Origin of the sequence: Levilactobacillus acidifarinae DSM 19394 = JCM 15949 (assembly GCF_001434835.1) — a bacterium.
Classification (GTDB): Bacteria; Bacillota; Bacilli; order Lactobacillales; family Lactobacillaceae; genus Levilactobacillus; species Levilactobacillus acidifarinae.
The window spans coordinates 276,073-293,754 of sequence record NZ_AZDV01000026.1; the positions used below are offsets into that span (position 1 = coordinate 276,073).

Here is a 17,682-nt window from a genome sequence, read left to right on the forward strand (position 1 = left end):
AGCCATTTACTATCACGTTAAAAGCGCTGATGGCACTTTACAAGGATGGATTTGGCGCGGCTATTTAAAGCCGGCAACGAATAAGACGACTAATAGTACTGCTTCCAACACGGGAACGACTAAGACGAATCAGTCTTCACAGCCAACCTCAACGGTTAACGATCCGCATGCCGTCCAGGCCATTAAAGGGTTGGGACACGGGGCTAAACCTGATCCACAATTGATGGTTGCCGCTAAAGGGTTCCTGCATGATGCCTTGCAAGCTTCGCATATCAAGTCAACGCTTGCGGTTCAACACCTGACATTTTTTGGATCATTTGGTGACTTTTCTGGTGCTAACGATAATGATCATGATCGTGCGATATATAAGCGTTCTTTAGCCAAGAATGGGATTAGTGCGATTATTGGCAATGGGCCCGATAAAGCGGAATCGTCCTTAGCACCTTATATGAAAACTTACTGGCCGGATGTCCTCACCGGGACAATGGGCCTATCTTAGTGACTGGGATTATCAAGCGGGAACGAATCCGAAAACCTTCTTTTCCTCAGTGCGCATTGGGTGTGCTACGCAGAAAATATCCAGCGACACGTATGCCGTCTTTGCAGTATTCATCTACCCGTCTAATTTCTCAGAATTACATTTGGTTAACCAGTAAGATTTAGCTATTAAAAAAGAATTGTCCCGCTAAACGATTTCAATTGTTTAGCGGGACAATTCTTTTTCGATTGACTTCGATAATGGGGGCCAGCTTACGAGAACAGCGTGACCAGAATATCCCAGGTCATGTGCACGATGATACCGGGCCAGAGTGACCGACTTTTGACGTATAACCAACCGAAGAGGGCGCCGAGTAAGGCCACGGAGATTAGGTTACTGAGCCAAACCGTCGGACTCATTGGCGGCATGGTGGTGAGGTAACGCGGAATGTGCATTGACATGAAGGCCAACGCCTGAAGGGTGTTGGCCCAAGCAAAGCTGGTGTGTTTGAGGAGGGCGTTTAAGAAGTACCCGCGAAAGACGAACTCTTCGGTGATCCCCACGACCACGAAGTAGCGGCCCCAGTATTCGGGTAGGAAACTGTGACTGACGCGCAGGCCGTGATGGGTCAACCAGAATTGACCGAGTAGATAAACGACGACGATTCCCCAAATGAGGTAACCGGCCGAGAAGTGCCAGTTAGGGCGCCACTGTTCCCGGGGGGCAATGGCGAGTGTTTGGGGCTGGGTTTGATGAATGAACCACCAGCCGCCACCCAACCAGACGACTAACTTGATGGCATCGAGGGTCAACTCTTGGGGCCATCCGGACAGGTGACGTTCAATGGGGGAGTTGATGACGATCTGGACAATTAGCCAGGTAAGCCAAAAAGCGATGAATTGCCAGGTTAACCGGCGACGAGAAACGGTATCGGACATAGGAATTGCTCTTTTCTAATAGGATGATTACCTTCATTGTAAGCCCATTCAGTGATTTAACGTGTAAAAAAAACGTAAAGGTTAGCTAAAGTGATCAATGTTATCATTGTTTACATTAGATGTAATCGGTGATAACATAGGCTTAAACTAGTTGATGTAACCGATTTCATCCTAAGGAGGGTGTTAAGATGACCAAGCAACCCTATCACCGGGAAAATTTAGCCGCGGCGATCCAACAACGGGCCCGCCAGGAATTAGAGGAGTTGGGCGTGGACCAATTGTCGTTACGGCGACTGGCCAAGTTCTTAGCCGTGACACCCGCGGCGATTTACCGGCATTTTCCGGATAAAGCGAGTCTGTTAACGGTCTTGCGCACGGACATCTTAACCGAGGTGGAGGCGGCGCTACGAACGGGGGTGTTGGATTCCCCGGCGCCCGATGCCATGCTCAGTCGCTTGATCACGAATTTATTGGGCTATCAGCAGGACCACCCCCGTGCGGTGGCGTTTGGCTTAACCCAGCCGTGGCCGGTTCCCCAGAGTCTGACTACCGTTTTGACGCTGTGGGGGGCTCAGACTCCGGTACCCGAACCTTTGGCTCCCGAGCAAGTGGCGGCGGTGTGGACCTTCCTATTAGGTGTTTTGGTGCAGCCGCCCGCGACCTATTCCACGGACTGGGTTCAGCAACAGGTTACCCAACTATTATCCGCAACGACAGGTTAAATTCCTTTACTTTCAAAAAGTAAGTTGATATGCTAGATTCACACCAGAGATGTTCTGGCATTTAAACTAAAAATTAATTTTAAAAAGTGAGGACTTTACCTATTATGAAAACTCAATTGATCGATTTAGCTAAACAACGCCGGAGTATCTACGCACTTGGTCGCAACGTGACCGCTACGCCAGACGACTTGACGGACTTGATTAAAACCAACATCAAGTTGGCCCCAACGCCGTTTAACAACCAGACGACCCGCGCCGTGATTCTGTTCAATCAGGCCCACGACCGGCTCTGGGACATCGTCCACGACGCACTACGCAAGGTAGTCAAGGACGATGATGCCTTCGCCAAGACGGCGGCGAAGATCAACGGCTTTAAGGCCGCTTTCGGAACGGTGCTGTTCTTCACGGATACGGCCGTGGTCAAGCAGTTCGAAGGCAACTTTGCGCTGTACGCCGATAACTTCCGCGACTGGTCGGAACAGGCCCAGGGCAGTGCCCAGTACGCCGTGTGGACGGCCTTAGCCGAAAACGGTTTGGGGGCCAACCTACAGCACTACAACCCACTGATCGATGACCAGGTGCGGGCCGCGTTTGATATTCCGGCCAGCTGGCAATTACGGGCCGAAATGGACTTTGGGTCCATCGAAGCGCCGGCCGGCGATAAGGACTTCATGGCCGATGCCGATCGGTTCAAGGTTTTTAAGTAACTTAAAGTCGTTTAAAAGGAGCGCCACCTGCACGAAAACGTGAAGGTGGCGCTCCTTTTTGACTGGGGTCAATATTTCTGATCGTAGTCCCAGATGCCGTTACAGATGGCTAAAAACTGTTTTTGGGTCAACTGGGGTTGGCTCTTCTTAATGGTGCTCAGCGCCGACAACATCAGCGCACTCACGGTGCGGCCCTCATCGAGGGTGGACGCTAACTGAACGTTACCGTCGTCATCGGCTGTCACGGTGATCGAATACTTGGCGGAATCGGCTTGGGTCATGGTTAGACACTTCCTTTTAAGGTGATTTGGATTTACTTTTAGTCTAACACGTTGAGGAGAGAGGATATGGTGAATTCTCTGTAAGAAATTATTCGAAAGCAAGTTATTTTATCAAGAGCATTTAATGCTAACATAAAGGGGTATAAATTAAGCGGAGTCGCCTTATTGACTCACCTACGCCAGCTTTAAGTTCCTTTCAAATTAGGGTATAAATTAAGAAGACGTCAAGCGGTCTTTGATCGGTGCTAGCTTTAAGTTCCTTTCAAATTAGGGTATAAATTAAGCGCATGGCCGAGAAGTACGACGTCTTCATCGCTTTAAGTTCCTTTCAAATTAGGGTATAAATTAAGCAAAATAGGGAACTCTTTTATCGCCTGACTGCTTTAAGTTCCTTTCAAATTAGGGTATAAATTAAGCGACGGTGTTACCGGCATCATCTCTGTTGAGCTTTAAGTTCCTTTCAAATTAGGGTATAAATTAAGTGTCGGTATACTTCCCAGCGGGTTCATAAGGCTTTAAGTTCCTTTCAAATTAGGGTATAAATTAAGCAAACACTACCATCAGACCGCAACTTGATAGCTTTAAGTTCCTTTCAAATTAGGGTATAAATTAAGCCCATAATTAGAGTTATCGTCCGCAATCTGGCTTTAAGTTCCTTTCAAATTAGGGTATAAATTAAGTAATTGTTGGTTTAAATAGGCCGTTACCAAGCTTTAAGTTCCTTTCAAATTAGGGTATAAATTAAGACCAAGGGTGCCCAGGGCAAACTGACTAGCGCTTTAAGTTCCTTTCAAATTAGGGTATAAATTAAGTGAGTACCATCATGTAGTGCTGAACTTGTAGCTTTAAGTTCCTTTCAAATTAGGGTATAAATTAAGCGCGTACCAAATAGGCCATTTCAGCATACCGCTTTAAGTTCCTTTCAAATTAGGGTATAAATTAAGGTATCCTATTACAAGGCTAGCGCCTAGTCAGCTTTAAGTTCCTTTCAAATTAGGGTATAAATTAAGCACCGTGCGCCATAAAAGCGTTGTGTGCGGGCTTTAAGTTCCTTTCAAATTAGGGTATAAATTAAGGCTAAGCGGCGAAAGATTAAGCAAGATATCGCTTTAAGTTCCTTTCAAATTAGGGTATAAATTAAGCAGTCTACTCTCGAAAAGTCGAGTACCTTGGCTTTAAGTTCCTTTCAAATTAGGGTATAAATTAAGCAATATTCCCTGATTGATTTATTCCAGGATGCTTTAAGTTCCTTTCAAATTAGGGTATAAATTAAGACGATATGGTATGAATGCTGTAATCATGGGGGATAGGTCAGGTTTTCCTGACTATAATTCTGCCGATTAAGCTTAATTTATAAGAAAAAAATCTCCCTTGGCATAATATCTGCCGTGGGAGATTTTTTTCTTATAGGACTGTTAAATTAGAATTATCAACAACGGCTTCTTGCGGCGTAATGGGTCCCAGCATGATATGCATGCTGCTGAATTGCTTTTCGGTTAGGACGAGTAAGCGAACTTGTCCGCTAGGTGGTAAACAGTCATTAACACGTTGTTCGTACTTTTTTGCCATGTCAGTCCCATTAACGAGTCGATAATAGACCGAAAATTGCATCATTACAAAACCTGCATTAATTAAATCTTTTCGGAAGCGAGCAGCGTTTCGCCGATTTTGTTTTGTGATGGTAGGTAAATCGAACATTACTAGAATTCTCATAAAGCGTTTATTCTCCATTATCATGTACCTTTAAGTTTTGAACAATTGGGAGTGCCAAGTAGGAAATCTTTTGTTCGGAACAGACAGACCATAAAGATTCAACCATTAAGTGAATTGCTCGACGAATGGATTCCTGGTTATTATTGATCAGAACTTCGTAATTAAGGATGTTTAAAAGTCGGCTTTTTATTTGGGAGTCTAATTCTGACGAATCATTAGGATTAAACGTTTTGAAACAATATAATTCGACGGCCGGACGCAGTGGCTCGATTAAATCATCGGCAAGGTTAAAGGCATTCTGAATGTTGTGATGGTTAAATCCTAGTGCAGGTTCAAACCCGAATTGTAGTAATTCACGGGCAATACAGCTTCGCAAAATGGCGAATCCATAATTCAAAGCACCGTTAACGATTACTTCGGACCGCCGGGAAAAGTCTGAACCACCTAGTGTTTCAAAATAAATTTTTGCGGCAACAGCCTCACGATTATCAGGATCACCGTCCTGAATAGCTGAAGCTAATCGCATGAGTTTTTGTTGCACAGTGGGATTTTCAGTGAGCAAGCCAATTACCTGGGACTGATTTAAAATCTTTTGTTTAATAATTTTTCGGGTTATCCGTTCTTTAATCCTTTTCGTCAGCTTTAATTGTAATTGAAGCGTTTTAAGGTGTTGATAGGATCCTTGCAGGGGGAGCAGAGTGGAAATTGGTAAGTGATTTTTGTCGCAAGTAATTACGGTAATATTGTGCTCGGCAAGTTGGGCAATAGCAGAAGCGGTTATTACAGATTTTGGGTTTTCAATAAGTAAACTTTGAATATCGTCGAACGGAAAATGATACTGAGTATCCTTAACACAAACAGATAGTTGATAATGATCAATTGAGATTTGGGCAGGGCTATGAAGATAGATGTTTCTGAACATCTAAGTCATCTCTTTCGGTTAAATGTTTTGCGACTTTCGTGTTTGACGGGGAAGTAGTTGCCGAGGTAATCTAGTTGATATTTTGTAAGGTATGTAACTTTATTTAAGACAATTGGGTTAATGGATGAATCATTGTTAATTGAGTGAAAGTTAATTTGGGCGTTGGCTATATTAAACGATGAGAAGTAACAGAGTAATTGAGTTGTTTGGACTTCTTCATTGGTGATATTGTTAGTGACCTTTAGAGGTGAAGCAGTTTCAACTAAAACTAAATCATTGGAAACTAATGAGCATAAAAATTGATCCTGTCTGGTAAGTTGGTACCAATCACTATATCTTTTTCCACTAGTACAAGCACGATTGGGAAGGGTAGGCTTAACAGTATCGTTGACATATACAGGAATGCCAATAAGTTTCTGAGCCTTGGCCTGTTTGAAAATATCAACGCGAATCATGCGGCCGCCAATTGCAATTGCGGTGTCACGATTAACTTCAATTGGATGGGTGATCTTTTTTACGGTCTTAACGTGCGTAATGATTTGCTGATGATTACCAGTAGAAATAAGCAACTGATTATCAGGGAAGGCCTTTTTAGCATTACCGTCATGTTCCTTTAATGCTCTCAATAGGGAGTCGTAAACTAAGGAGTTGCTCCCGTCCTTTAAGCGTTCATAATTCTTGATCCCGTCTTTTTTTGAATCGTATTTCAGATTTTGTAAGGATGTTCTTAATAGACCAACCCCCCGCTGATCATAGAGCTTCTTAGAGTAAATGGTATCGTCGTGTGCTGAACCAGTAACTTTATGATTGGCGCTTCTGATGACAAATGCAGGTTTTAACTGACTAATTTCTTCGTCAGTATAATGTTCCCAGGTATGGTGGGCCATCATCTTAGCCGGATCAGTGGAGAGTCGAGCCATTAGTTCGTGGCGAAAGTCTGGCCAAGGGAGTGGGAACTGTTTGATTAATTCTTGATACTCAATAGTAGATAAATCCTTATGTTCTTGTCGATATTGGGTAATTTGCCAAAGTTGTTTATGATATCTTGCTTCCTGGGCTTCACTGTATTTTGCTAATCGAGAAACGAATGTATTAGAAATACAGCCAATAATTACAGCATCTACGGCATGATGTAGATCCGTCGCTTGTCGATTCTTAATAATGCCATACCGCTTTCGAATGTAGGCCGTGGTGGCACCGTTTACTGTAAAAACCGGGTTATGAGATTTTTTGGTAAACTGCACGTTATTCCGTAAGTACTGGCTTAGCAGTCGATTGATGTAGCCGGTGTCGTTAATATTGCGAGTTTTCCATTGTTGCCGGTTGTCTTCAGTAATGCCTTCCTTTAAAAGGTTTTGACGTTTACGATAATTACTAATGTTCGACATTACACGTGCCCTAAAGGCATCTTGTTTTTCCTCGCTGAGATACTCAAGTGGAAGGCGGTTAGCTTTGTTCTGGTTATTGCTAGTTCTGGTAACTGTTTTATTTGTAAAACTATCATTAAAGCTAATGGAATAGGGAATGATATGGTCGACTTGGTAATGATCCTCGGTGTACAAATCTTGTTCATTGATTTGCTGACCACTATATAAGTCGATACCCTTCTGCTCATAAAATAATTTAGACTTGATAATATTTTGACCATTCACCGGGATACCGTTTTCTCGTAAGTGTTCAGCAACCTTATCGTTCTGGTCCATATTCGTGTTCATTTGTCGTGCAATTTTTTGCCGTTCCTCATGACTATGCTTAATTTCACGTGTGAGTTCAATGTGAATGGCATCTGGGTCACCATACTTTTTGATGATGGCATTGACGACTTTAATGGTCTTACCGATGGCACGATTGACGACGGGGTTTTTAAGATTATCCCGTAGGTATTGGCGGTCAACTAGGTTGTTCTGAAAATCATAACCTGCAAGTTGAGCTGCTTCATGGTAGAGATGTCCTTGTTCAAGATAAGGAAGAATTTTGTGCATCGTCTTTAAAGATAAATTACCAAATCCAGGTTGATTAATGGGGAGCAGTTGCTTAATTTCAGCACGGCTTAAGTTTAAGGCTGATAGTTTTTCTTGACGGGTTTTATCGCCTTTGAAGTATGCTAATATGGTTCCAATTTTATCGATTAATTGGGGGTTATCCGTGACAGCTTCAATTTGAGTTAAGGCTTTACGCTTAAAAAGATAGTGTTTGGATTCAGTTTTAATGGGGTCTTCATTAGACTGATACGGAACCAAATTAAACCTAGCAGAATCAGGTAATTGAAGCTTATGGCGAATCTGTTTATAATTCAAACTCTTTAACGTTGCGGCTTGGAGGACGATTTCTCGTTGTGGCGTGGTTAAGGGATGAAATTCAGCACCAAGGGTGAGTTGAATTTTTAAATTATTTAAAGTGCTTAAAAAATTGAAGCGAAAAAAAGTGTTAGTTAATTTCGCAGCCCGCTTTTCGTGAGCATCTAATGAATCCGGCCCAACCATGCGTTCAATCATATTACCCCCAAAGCGACTCGGGGCCGCGGGGCCTTGATCAAAGTCCCGTTGTGAGCGAAAGATATCTAGGTACTGGGTGATGAAGTTATCTGTAATCTGCCGATTATTTTTCTGTTGTACCGAGAATATTGCAGATAATTCATGCTCAATCCAGGCACGTAGGGGATAGATAGTGTTATCAGGTCGATAGGCTTTATTGTGCTTAATGGTCTTAAATTCCGGTAATTCTTGCATCATTTCCCCTAATGAATCAAAGTCATTCAGAGTATTGCCTCTATCATGAATGCTTGTCAAAACGACCTGGTTGTCTTTAGGTTGTTTACCGGTAACTTCAGATCTTCGGTTGGATTTAAACCCACGGTGGCCGACAAAAAAGTAAAGAATTTCAAATAGCTCTCTATTAGACAACTTACGATTTAACGCATCTTTTCGGAGTTGCCAGATGTCTTGGTGAGGAACCTTTTGATTTAAGAAGGTTGCAACGTCAGCAGATTCTAGTAGGCCAAACCGAACGAATAATTTTTGAACTCTAAGCTTACGAAACTTAGTTCGCCGATTGGTTCGCCGACTACTCCGCTTTTGACGAACGGGAGCGGCCAAGGATTCACCGGTCTTGGGGGCTTCAGCAACGGGGAAAATCACCGTGTTCATAAGGAGAATCTTGTAAGGATTTCCCTTGAAGTCAGTTTGTAAAACGGCGTAGCCAACAGAAGTAATCCCGATATCTAATCCGATTAAGTAACCCATTATATTGTAGCCCCTTCTTAAATTTAGGATAGACAGATAGCCCCCACAAGGAATCTTGTGGGGGCTAGAGCTGCACGGGGATATGATTACCAAAATAACCATATCCCTTACCTTAAGTTCCTCTCAAATTAGGGTATAAAAGAGAAATTTATTGTCTCTCGACAATTAAAGTATATCACACTCATGAATAGTAAACACCATTTTTGTTTATAAATATTATGGTAGAATAATATTTATATTAAAAATTATGATCGAACAGTCTACATTTATCGCTTAAAGAATGAAAATTCCTAATGACCAATCAATAATAAGAATGCGATGGGGTTGGTGAATGAGTACCATCTTTAAATACATTTATAAGGCCTAAATCGATTTGATTGTAGTTTTAATCTTAACTTTTCCCCAACCCCGGGCAGAATCATCGTCGCCCCGTTAGAAGTTATGCTAGAATGAAACCGAGTGCAAGATTGGTGGTATAAGGAGGTCGGAATTAGATGCAAAAACGAATTGCAATCATTGGCGGCGGCATTGTGGGCGCGACCGCGGCGTACTATCTCAGTACGCTGCCGGGGGCGCAACACTTGAAGGTAACCCTGTACGATGATGGAAACGGCCAAGCCAGCAAGGCGGCGGCCGGCATCATTTCACCGTGGTTGTCCAAGCGTCGTAATCAGCAATGGTATCGCTTGGCCAAGGACGGGGCGGATCTATATCCGCAACTGGTCCACGACGCGCAACTGGGGACCGAGGTTTATCAACAAACCGGGACCATCGTGACGCGCGCCGCGTTACCGGACTTAGAGGCCCTAGACGCCCTGGCACAGGAACGCCAAAAGACCGCACCCACCATGGGCACGGTCCAACAGCTGACGGCCCAAGAGGTCCAAGCCAAGTTACCGTTACTGACCAACCCGCAAGCCGGGGTGTTCCTCAGCGGTGGCGCTAAAGTCGACGGGGGCGCGCTGGTCGACGCCCTGTTGACGCAGGCCAGTCACAAGAACCTGACCGTGCGGCGCGAACGCGTCAAGTTGGACCAGGACGAAAACGTGGTGACGTCGTTAGGCGCCCAACGGTTCGACCGGGTCATTATCGCGGCCGGCGCCTGGCTGCCCGAATTACTGGTACCGTTACACGTCAGAACCGACGTCCGGGCTCAAAAGGGGCAGCTGATCGAGTTAGCGGTCAAGGATTACCCCCTGCAGGAAAACCTGCCCGTGTTGATGCCCGAAGGCGAACGGGACTTTGTGCCGTTCGGCCACGGAAAACTGATCGTGGGGGCCACGCACGAAGACGATAAGCATTTTGATCTGAGCCTAGACGCCGCGGTCACGGCCGACCTGCTGGCCAGTGCGCAACGACTGATGAGCGGGTTGACGGATCAAAACATTACCGGCGTGCGGGTCGGGACGCGGGCCTACACCAGCGACTTCGCACCGTTCTTCGGCCCGTTACCGGAACACGACCGTTTCTTAGTCGCCTCCGGGTTAGGCTCGTCCGGACTGACCACCGGGCCCCAAATCGGGCGGCTCTTAGCCGGTTCCGCCTTATACGGTGGCACGCCCGATTGGCGTAACTACGAAAAGCCGTTGGCCACCTATTTGACGTCTTCTCTGGCGTGAAGGGCCTGATTGGCTAACGTGTGAGCGCCCATGTTTTGTTTTTCGGGGACCCACTGCGTTAGGACCAGTTGAAAGGGCCGTTGCGCGGCCAACAAGGCATCGACCTGTGCTTGATAGTGTTTTGCATAACGTTTGTCTAAACTCTGGCTCACGATTTGACTATCCGTGTAAAAGAGCACGGTGGTCGTGGCGCACGCTGCGCCTAAATCGTGGGCCAGTTGCGTAAAGGCGATGGTCGCCACTTCAAACTCGGCCAAATGATTGGTCGTCGCGGTTAAGGTTACGCCGTGTTGAGTTTGTTGGTGGTTGTGAATCAAGAGGATGCCCCCGGCGCTCAGGCCGCTTTGCGGTTGGGTGGCGGCATCCGTATATAATGAATACAAAGGAATCACTCCTTTTTGTGAGGTGTTGTAAGTAATGATAACCCAGGAACGGCGCTTTTTGTACCAACCGAACCCGATTAGCAGTGTGATCAGTTGGAGCTGGACACTGATTGTGCTTTTAGTGGGAGCCATTTTCTGGCTCGAAGTCACCCATTTTAACTGGATCACCTTGGCCTTTTTTGCGGCCTTTGCGGGGCTCTGCTGGTTAGAGATCCACTTTCGTAACATCACCATGGCCCATAACGTGTTGACCGTCAGTACGGTCTTAAACCACCGTCACCTGGTCATCCCGTTACATCAAGTTAGTAGTGTCCACCTGGCCCGGTACCGGCTGGGCTTGGTGGCCCAGGGTCGAATTTATCAGTTTTTATTACCCCGAAATTCGGCCATCGAATTGGCGAGCCTGATTCAGACCGCCATTGATCAGTCAAATCCTGAGGAGGAATCCGTTTAATGACCTTAAACACAGATATTGCTATTTCCCAAGCCACACCCTTAGAATCCATTGAAAAGATTGCCGCCAAGGTCGGTTTAACGCCCGACCAGATTGAACCTTACGGCCACACGAAAGCCAAAATCAACCTGCCCCTGAGTGACCAACACGCCTTGGGTAAGTTGGTCTTGGTGACTTCGATCAACCCCACGCCAGCCGGCGAAGGGAAGTCGACAGTCGCCATTGGCTTGGGGGATGCCTTAAACCTGATCGGCCATAAGACCGTTTTAGCCTTACGGGAACCATCCCTAGGCCCCGTCATGGGCTTAAAGGGTGGCGCGACCGGGGGTGGCCACGCCCAAGTGGTTCCGATGGAAGACATCAACCTGCATTTTACGGGTGACATGCACGCGTTGACCGAGGCTCACGATACCCTAGCGGCCCTGATCGATAACCACATCCAACAGGGTAACGAGCTACACTTAGACCCGCGTCAAATCGTGTGGAAGCGCGTGCTCGATATCAACGACCGGGCCCTGCGCCAGACCGTGATTGGCTTGGGCGGCCGGACGTCCGGGGTACCGCGTCAAGACGGGTTTGACATCACCGTGGCCAGCGAATTGATGGCGGTGTTGTGTCTGAGCGAAGACCTGACCGATCTGAAACGCCGGGTCAACCGCATCCTCATCGGCTACAACACCGACAAGGAACCCGTGACGGTCGGCGACTTGAAGGTCGGCGGGGCGATCACCCTGTTACTCAAGGACGCCATCAAGCCCAACTTAGTTCAAACGCTGGAACACAACCCGGCCATCATTCACGGGGGCCCGTTTGCCAACATCGCGCATGGTTGTAACTCGGTTCTAGCGACCCAAACCGCCCTGCAACTGGGCGATTATGCCGTGACGGAAGCCGGCTTCGGGGCCGACCTCGGGGGCGAAAAGTTCATGGACATCAAGACCCCCGTCTTAGGCAAGACACCGGACGCCGTGGTCATCGTGGCAACGGTCCGGGCCTTGAAGTACAACGGTGGCGTTAAGCGCGCCGACCTGGAAACCGAGGACTTGGCGGCCTTAAAGCAGGGGAGCGCTAACCTCTTGCGGCACATCCACAGCATGCAGCAGTACGGCGTGCCGGTGGTCGTGGCCATCAACCGCTTCACCAGCGATACCGACGCGGAAATCCAAACGTTGACCGACATCGTTAAGGCCCAAAACGTGGCCGTCGCGACCACGACCGAATGGGCCGATGGTGGGGCCGGGACGACCGATTTGGCCGAAGCCGTGGTCAAGGCGGCCAACCAGGAAAGTCACTTCACGCCGTTGGTCAAACCGGGTACGGACCTGTTGACGCAGGTCAAGGCCATCACCCAAAAGATTTACGGGGGGGCCAAGGTCGAACTGTCGAGTAAGGCGGAACGGCAACTGAAGACCTTTGCCAAGCGCGGCTGGGATCACCTGCCGGTCTGCATGGCTAAGACCCAGTACTCGTTGACCGATGACGCCCACCAGTTGGGGGCCCCGACGGACTTCACCATCCACGTGCGCGAATTCTCGCCACGCCTGGGGGCCGGCTTCGTGGTAGCCTTGACCGGAAACGTGTTGACCATGCCGGGCCTGCCGAAACATCCAGCGGCCTTAGACATGGACATCGCGGCCGATGGGACGATTACGGGACTGTTCTAAAAATTGGATTGATTGAAAAAGGCGGCATTGAAGTAACCGCTATAAAATGATTACTAAGTGCCAAACCACTAACTGGTTGGTCTTGTTCCCGGTATTTTACCGGCGACAGACTAGCCAGTTTTATTTTTGGTCGCCGTTAGCGCGTCTACCGGATTTGCTCGCACTAAAAAGGCCCCAGCGAATTGCTAGGACCTTGAAATTTAAGGATTAATCAGAAACGAAAGTTCGGCCAAAAAGCCTGAAGCCAGGGATATGATTTTAGCTGATTAAGGGTAACCGTTTGGCCGACTCTATAGTAGACGTTGTGAAAACCAGTGGTATTATCGTAAATCGTGACAATATCGCATAGTGGGGCAATTTTAGCAAAATTTTTTCGGGATTGGTCGAATCGTTTTTGAATCAATTTTGATGGGATACCATGGCCACCCTTGATGACCCGTTCGTTAACTCTTTGAATAGCTAACTCACTATTTCTTAAGGTGATATAACATAATGTTATTTTAAAGCCTAAAGTTTTGGCTTCAGTAATTAAGTCGATTTGAGTTTTTCCATTTCCGGCTAAGGTCGTTTCAACGTGGAGACTTTTACCGTGTGTGAGACACGCATGGAGTTCCTTTAATTCCAGCTTCATTGCTCTTAGATTATCAGCAGTGGAACGCCAATCACCGTTAGATTGTTGTAAAATTTCGTCGGCATTCAGGCGTTTAGTTCCCGCAAATAGATCCGGTTCACTATCGTACAGGGTACTTTTACCGGCCCCGTTAATTCCGGCAATAATTATATATCGGCACATGGTCACTAACGTACGAATTTTTTTCGCTGAATGATCTGTTTTTGTGCTTGCTGTAGCGCGTGATTATACAAGGATAGGTAGACAGCTTGTCGGGATGGATCTTTTTCTAACTGGGCTGCCAACCGTAATTCTTTGAGAGATGCGTGTTGAGCCCAACTTTGACTATCATTTTTTTCTTTGATATTTTGCATGTCAATCACTCCTTCAATACTGCGCACCGTTAGTATACCATGTTCTCCTTAAACACTGCGATCAGAAATGCGTTACTTAAATGCCAGAATTGCTGAAACATTCGGTGACTCTGGACATGGACACTGCGTCCGATGGAACGGGGATCGTTCTAAAACTTAAGCCATCGAGTTTACGGATAAGCTAGAGGGGACTTACAGTAACAAATATGAAATCAAACTCAATTACGATTCTCAGCCAAATTAGTCTTGCCTTCTCGTGGGATGGCTAGCGACTAACGGCTAAATTAACATTATTGTTAAAAAAATTAGAGATGAGGAGAATTGAAGATATGCCCCCCAAAGTAATGCTTAAAGTCATCGCCCTGTTATCCCTGTTGGTGGCCCTGGGCGGAATGTTTCCCAGGACGGCTATGGCCAAGAGTTACCAGATTGGCGGCCATGAGGTTCAAGACTACGAGCTTAACGATTATAAATACTATAAGGTCAAACGTGCCACCCCAGTAGTCTTGCTCTACGCCGACAAGACCAAGAAAACGCGACAACTCCCGAAAGGCACCGTCGTTATTGGAAATAAGTTCAAAGGCTCAGCCGTCGAAAAACCAGCAATTAGTTTTTACCTAGGCCAGCTTGATTATAAGTTTCTAAATAAGGGGCGGCCGAAAAACGTTGAGCTTTTGTCCACTAGTGGGACCATCGGCTCAAAGCGCCCGCAGGATTACCAACGGATTGCCAGACCGGCTTACTTACCTGCGCTGAGTCTGGGGACCTTGCGGCAAATGAAATTCACGACCAATCCCAATCAAGACAACCAAGTTCACTCCCAACTGAAGGTGACCAGCAATGGCTTCGCCGAGTTTACCCGCTTTAAAAATCCGAACGCCGTCAATGGGAATCAACGACCACAGTTTCAGGAAAAGATTCAAAAGGCCACTAATCGGGGCAATACACGGCAGTTCTACTTTGCCAAAAAAGTCCCCGGCTGGGGGATGAAACGGGTCCATCAGAGCGGCAAGCTGAAGTATCGGTTGACCGTCGTTAATCAGCACCGCCCATTCCGGACAGCCGGTGACCCGGATGATCCGAACGCCCTCTTTTGGAGTCGTTACACGGTGGGCGGCAAGACCTTGGTCACAATCATTGGTCAGGCATGAGACTGACCGTAAGGCACTAAACCAAATGAAAATGGCACCGTCAACCGCAAGCGGGGTGACAGTGCCATTTGTTTCGTTTGGGATGGGGTTAGGCGCGGACCTGGCCGTCGCCGTCGATCACGTACTTGTACGAGGTCAATTCGGCGAGCCCCATCGGCCCACGGGCGTGTAGTTTCTGAGTCGAGATGCCAATCTCGGCGCCGAAACCGAACTCGAAGCCGTCGGTAAAGCGCGTCGAGGCGTTGATGTACACGCAGGCCGCGTTGACCCGGCGCTGGAACAATTTACCGGCACGGTAGTTGTTGGTGACGATGGCCTCGGAGTGCTGGGTGTTGTAGTGGTTGATGTGTTGAATGGCGGCCGTCTCGGAGGGCACGACCTTGATAGCGATGATGAGGGCGTTGTATTCGGTGCCCCAGTCGTCTGGGGTGGCGGGGATCACGTCGGGGACGATGGCCTGAGTGGCCGCATCCCCCCGCACCTCGACGCCTTGAGCGCGCAGGGCGTGGACGATGGTGGGGAGAAAGTCTGCCGCAACGGCTTGATGGATCAGGAGTTTTTCGGTAGCGTTGCAGACGGCGGGGCGCTGGACCTTGCCGTTGACCACGATAGCGGTCGCCATTTGAAGCTCGGCGTCGGCGTCGACGTAGACGTGGCAGTTGCCGGCCCCGGTCTCGATGACCGGGACGGTGGCCTGGCGTAACACGGCCTGAATCAACCGGGCGCTACCGCGGGGAATCAAGACATCGATGTAGTCGGTCAATTGCATGAATTTGGCCGCCGTTTCGTGGCTGGTGTCCTGGAGCAGTTGGATCGCGTTGGAGTCGACCTGAGCCGCGGTCAGGGCGTCGCGTAAAATCGTGACTAAGGCAAGGTTGGACTGCAGGGCTTCCTTGCCGCCACGGAGGATCACGGCGTTCCCCGTTTTGAAACACAAGGCCGAGGCGTCGACCGTCACGTTGGGCCGGGCTTCAAAAATCATGCCGATGACGCCCAGCGGGACCCGTTGCTTGGCAATCAGGAGTCCCGCGGCGTTACGCCAGGCGTGATCGACGTTGCCGATCGGGTCGGGTAACGCCGCCACCTGCCGCAATCCAGTGGCCATGGCGTGAATCCGCTCAGGGGTCAGGCGTAAGCGGTCGACGAACTTGGCGGGCACTTGGGGATTGGCCAGGTCGTGGGCGTTGGCCGCCAGGATGGTGTCCTGGTGGGTCAATAAAGCGTCGGCCATGCGCTGCAGGACCGTGTTCTTCTGAGGAGCGGTCAGGTCGCTAAGCGCGAAGCTGGCCGTTTGGGCATTTTGGCCCAGAGTTGTTAAATCAATGGTCGTCATATCACTACCTCCTTAGGCGTGGGGTTAACCAAACAGGGTGCCGACGGAATCGCCGGCCAGAATCTTGAAAATGATGGTGGGATCGGCACCGTTGGCCAGAATCATCTGACCGTTGGCCGCCAGCATGCGCTCGGCCGCCTTGAGTTTGGTGACCATGCCGCCGGTGCCAAATCGGCTACCGCTGCCGCCGGCCAGGTCGTAGGTGTGCTCGTCGATGGTGGCGATGTGGGAAAGGAGCTTGGCCGAAGTGGTGGCCTGGGGGTTACCCGTATAGAAGCCGTCGATGTCCGACAGCATGATCAACAGGTCGGCGTCGATGTTAGTGGCGACGATGGCTGAAAGTTGGTCGTTATCGCCGAACTTGGTCTCGTGATCCAGTTCGTCCACGGCCACGGTGTCGTTTTCGTTAACGATGGGGACCACGTTTTGGTGTAGGAGGGACTCGAACGTGTTTAAGACGTTGCGGTGGCTCTTGGGGTAGGTGAAGATGTCGCGCGTTAAGAGGACCTGGCCCACCTTTTGTTCGTAGGTGGCGAAACGTTCCTTATAGATGGAGATGAGCTCGGTCTGGCCGATAGCGGCGATGGCCTGTTGTTCCGGAATGGCCTTGGGCCGTTGGTGGGCGCCCATATAGTTCAGGCCGACCCCAATGGCTCCCGAGGAAACCAGGACGACCTGACGGCCCCGGTGGCGCATGGCGCTGACCACAAAGGCCAGTTGATCGATGGCTCGGAGATTGATGGCGCCGTCGGGATAGACCAGAGTACTGGTGCCGACCTTAATGACGACGCGGTGGGCGGATAACGGTTGACGTGTTGACATGACTTGCCACCTACTTTTCGAGAATTTGGCGTTGCGTATGACTCATATCATTGCCCACTTATGGCGAAAAAACAAGTCTCATTTCCCCGGCGCCGGGCGTTGTGGTCGTGAAACTGGGGGAACTTAAGTCTTTAGCAGCCGATGAGTAAATTTTTGACGCGGCCCGGTTCAGGGGGCGGGGGCTTTTTTAGGACGAACTCGCGCTTTTTCTCCGGATGACCAGACAAACGCCGCTTTTCCGGGTAAACTAGGAATAATGAAACTAGCGA

The 17,682-nt window shown here is 48.4% G+C and carries 16 protein-coding genes, 1 pseudogene and 1 CRISPR repeat array; of the genes and pseudogenes, 7 read left to right on the forward strand and 10 right to left on the reverse strand.

What is annotated here, in order from left to right; genetic code table 11:
- Positions 1 to 499, forward strand: a pseudogene (locus FD25_RS09015) (hypothetical protein); the annotation flags it as partial.
- 251 nt (positions 500 to 750) lie between these two features.
- Here FD25_RS09015 and FD25_RS09020 read toward each other — a convergent pair.
- Complete coding sequence (locus FD25_RS09020; protein ID WP_057803449.1) at positions 751 to 1,416, reverse strand: CPBP family intramembrane glutamic endopeptidase; 666 nt, start codon at positions 1,414 to 1,416, stop codon at positions 751 to 753.
- A 188-nt stretch (positions 1,417 to 1,604) separates the two neighbouring features.
- On the opposite strand from FD25_RS09020, the gene FD25_RS09025 reads away from it, so the two are divergent.
- Positions 1,605 to 2,138 (forward strand): TetR/AcrR family transcriptional regulator, encoded by a 534-nt coding sequence (locus FD25_RS09025; protein WP_057803451.1) that lies wholly within the window; start codon positions 1,605 to 1,607, stop codon positions 2,136 to 2,138.
- A 104-nt stretch (positions 2,139 to 2,242) separates the two neighbouring features.
- Positions 2,243 to 2,845 carry a nitroreductase family protein gene (locus FD25_RS09030; RefSeq protein WP_057803453.1) on the forward strand — a complete coding sequence of 201 codons (603 nt, stop codon included), beginning with the start codon at positions 2,243 to 2,245 and terminating at the stop codon, positions 2,843 to 2,845.
- A 68-nt stretch (positions 2,846 to 2,913) separates the two neighbouring features.
- Here the strand turns inward: FD25_RS09030 and FD25_RS09035 are convergent, their stop codons facing one another.
- From FD25_RS09035 to cas9, 4 genes are all read right to left on the reverse strand, one after another.
- Positions 2,914 to 3,126 carry a hypothetical protein gene (locus FD25_RS09035; protein ID WP_057803454.1) on the reverse strand — a complete coding sequence of 71 codons (213 nt, stop codon included), beginning with the start codon at positions 3,124 to 3,126 and terminating at the stop codon, positions 2,914 to 2,916.
- A 182-nt stretch (positions 3,127 to 3,308) separates the two neighbouring features.
- Positions 3,309 to 4,400: a CRISPR direct-repeat array (repeat unit 36 nt; unit sequence GCTTTAAGTTCCTTTCAAATTAGGGTATAAATTAAG).
- Positions 4,401 to 4,530: 130 nt separating this feature from the next.
- Positions 4,531 to 4,857 carry a CRISPR-associated endonuclease Cas2 gene (gene cas2, locus FD25_RS09040; RefSeq protein WP_057803456.1) on the reverse strand — a complete coding sequence of 109 codons (327 nt, stop codon included), beginning with the start codon at positions 4,855 to 4,857 and terminating at the stop codon, positions 4,531 to 4,533.
- Positions 4,847 to 5,761, reverse strand: a complete 915-nt coding sequence (cas1, locus tag FD25_RS09045; RefSeq protein ID WP_057803458.1) for a type II CRISPR-associated endonuclease Cas1 — start codon at positions 5,759 to 5,761, stop codon at positions 4,847 to 4,849. Before cas1 ends, cas2 begins: the two co-directional genes overlap by 11 nt.
- Positions 5,762 to 5,766: 5 nt before the next feature.
- Positions 5,767 to 9,003, reverse strand: a complete 3,237-nt coding sequence (gene cas9 / locus FD25_RS09050) for a type II CRISPR RNA-guided endonuclease Cas9 (RefSeq protein WP_057803460.1) — start codon at positions 9,001 to 9,003, stop codon at positions 5,767 to 5,769.
- Positions 9,004 to 9,497: 494 nt separating this feature from the next.
- Here cas9 and FD25_RS09055 point away from each other — a divergent pair, with 494 nt between their 5' ends.
- Entirely contained in the window at positions 9,498 to 10,622 is a 1,125-nt protein-coding gene (locus FD25_RS09055) for an NAD(P)/FAD-dependent oxidoreductase (protein ID WP_057803462.1), read from the forward strand.
- Here FD25_RS09055 and FD25_RS09060 read toward each other — a convergent pair.
- A complete protein-coding gene (locus FD25_RS09060) occupies positions 10,598 to 11,005 on the reverse strand; it encodes a ribonuclease HI family protein (protein ID WP_057803464.1) in 408 nt (135 codons plus the stop codon). The two genes, FD25_RS09055 and FD25_RS09060, sit on opposite strands and share 25 nt — an antisense overlap.
- A 34-nt stretch (positions 11,006 to 11,039) precedes the next feature.
- Here FD25_RS09060 and FD25_RS09065 point away from each other — a divergent pair, with 34 nt between their 5' ends.
- Both FD25_RS09065 and FD25_RS09070 read left to right on the forward strand, forming a co-directional pair.
- Positions 11,040 to 11,459, forward strand: coding sequence for an EbsA family protein (locus FD25_RS09065; protein WP_057803466.1), 420 nt, complete (start codon positions 11,040 to 11,042; stop codon positions 11,457 to 11,459).
- On the forward strand, positions 11,459 to 13,123 hold the full coding sequence (locus FD25_RS09070) for a formate--tetrahydrofolate ligase (RefSeq protein WP_057803468.1): 1,665 nt from the start codon (positions 11,459 to 11,461) through the stop codon (positions 13,121 to 13,123). Before FD25_RS09065 ends, FD25_RS09070 begins: the two co-directional genes overlap by 1 nt.
- A 211-nt stretch (positions 13,124 to 13,334) precedes the next feature.
- Here the strand turns inward: FD25_RS09070 and FD25_RS09075 are convergent, their stop codons facing one another.
- Together FD25_RS09075 and FD25_RS09080 are read right to left on the reverse strand one after the other, a co-directional pair.
- On the reverse strand, positions 13,335 to 13,916 hold the full coding sequence (locus tag FD25_RS09075) for an ATPase (RefSeq protein WP_057804301.1): 582 nt from the start codon (positions 13,914 to 13,916) through the stop codon (positions 13,335 to 13,337).
- 5 nt (positions 13,917 to 13,921) lie between these two features.
- Positions 13,922 to 14,107 carry a hypothetical protein gene (locus FD25_RS09080; protein ID WP_057803470.1) on the reverse strand — a complete coding sequence of 62 codons (186 nt, stop codon included), beginning with the start codon at positions 14,105 to 14,107 and terminating at the stop codon, positions 13,922 to 13,924.
- Positions 14,108 to 14,436: 329 nt separating this feature from the next.
- Between FD25_RS09080 and FD25_RS09085 the strand changes: the two genes are divergently transcribed.
- Positions 14,437 to 15,258, forward strand: coding sequence for a hypothetical protein (locus FD25_RS09085; protein WP_057803472.1), 822 nt, complete (start codon positions 14,437 to 14,439; stop codon positions 15,256 to 15,258).
- 88 nt (positions 15,259 to 15,346) lie between these two features.
- Here the strand turns inward: FD25_RS09085 and FD25_RS09090 are convergent, their stop codons facing one another.
- Together FD25_RS09090 and proB are read right to left on the reverse strand one after the other, a co-directional pair.
- Positions 15,347 to 16,591 (reverse strand): glutamate-5-semialdehyde dehydrogenase, encoded by a 1,245-nt coding sequence (locus FD25_RS09090; protein WP_057803474.1) that lies wholly within the window; start codon positions 16,589 to 16,591, stop codon positions 15,347 to 15,349.
- A gap of 24 nt (positions 16,592 to 16,615) precedes the next feature.
- Positions 16,616 to 17,413 (reverse strand): glutamate 5-kinase, encoded by a 798-nt coding sequence (proB, locus tag FD25_RS09095; protein WP_057803479.1) that lies wholly within the window; start codon positions 17,411 to 17,413, stop codon positions 16,616 to 16,618.
- Between the last annotated feature and the right edge of the window lie 269 nt (positions 17,414 to 17,682).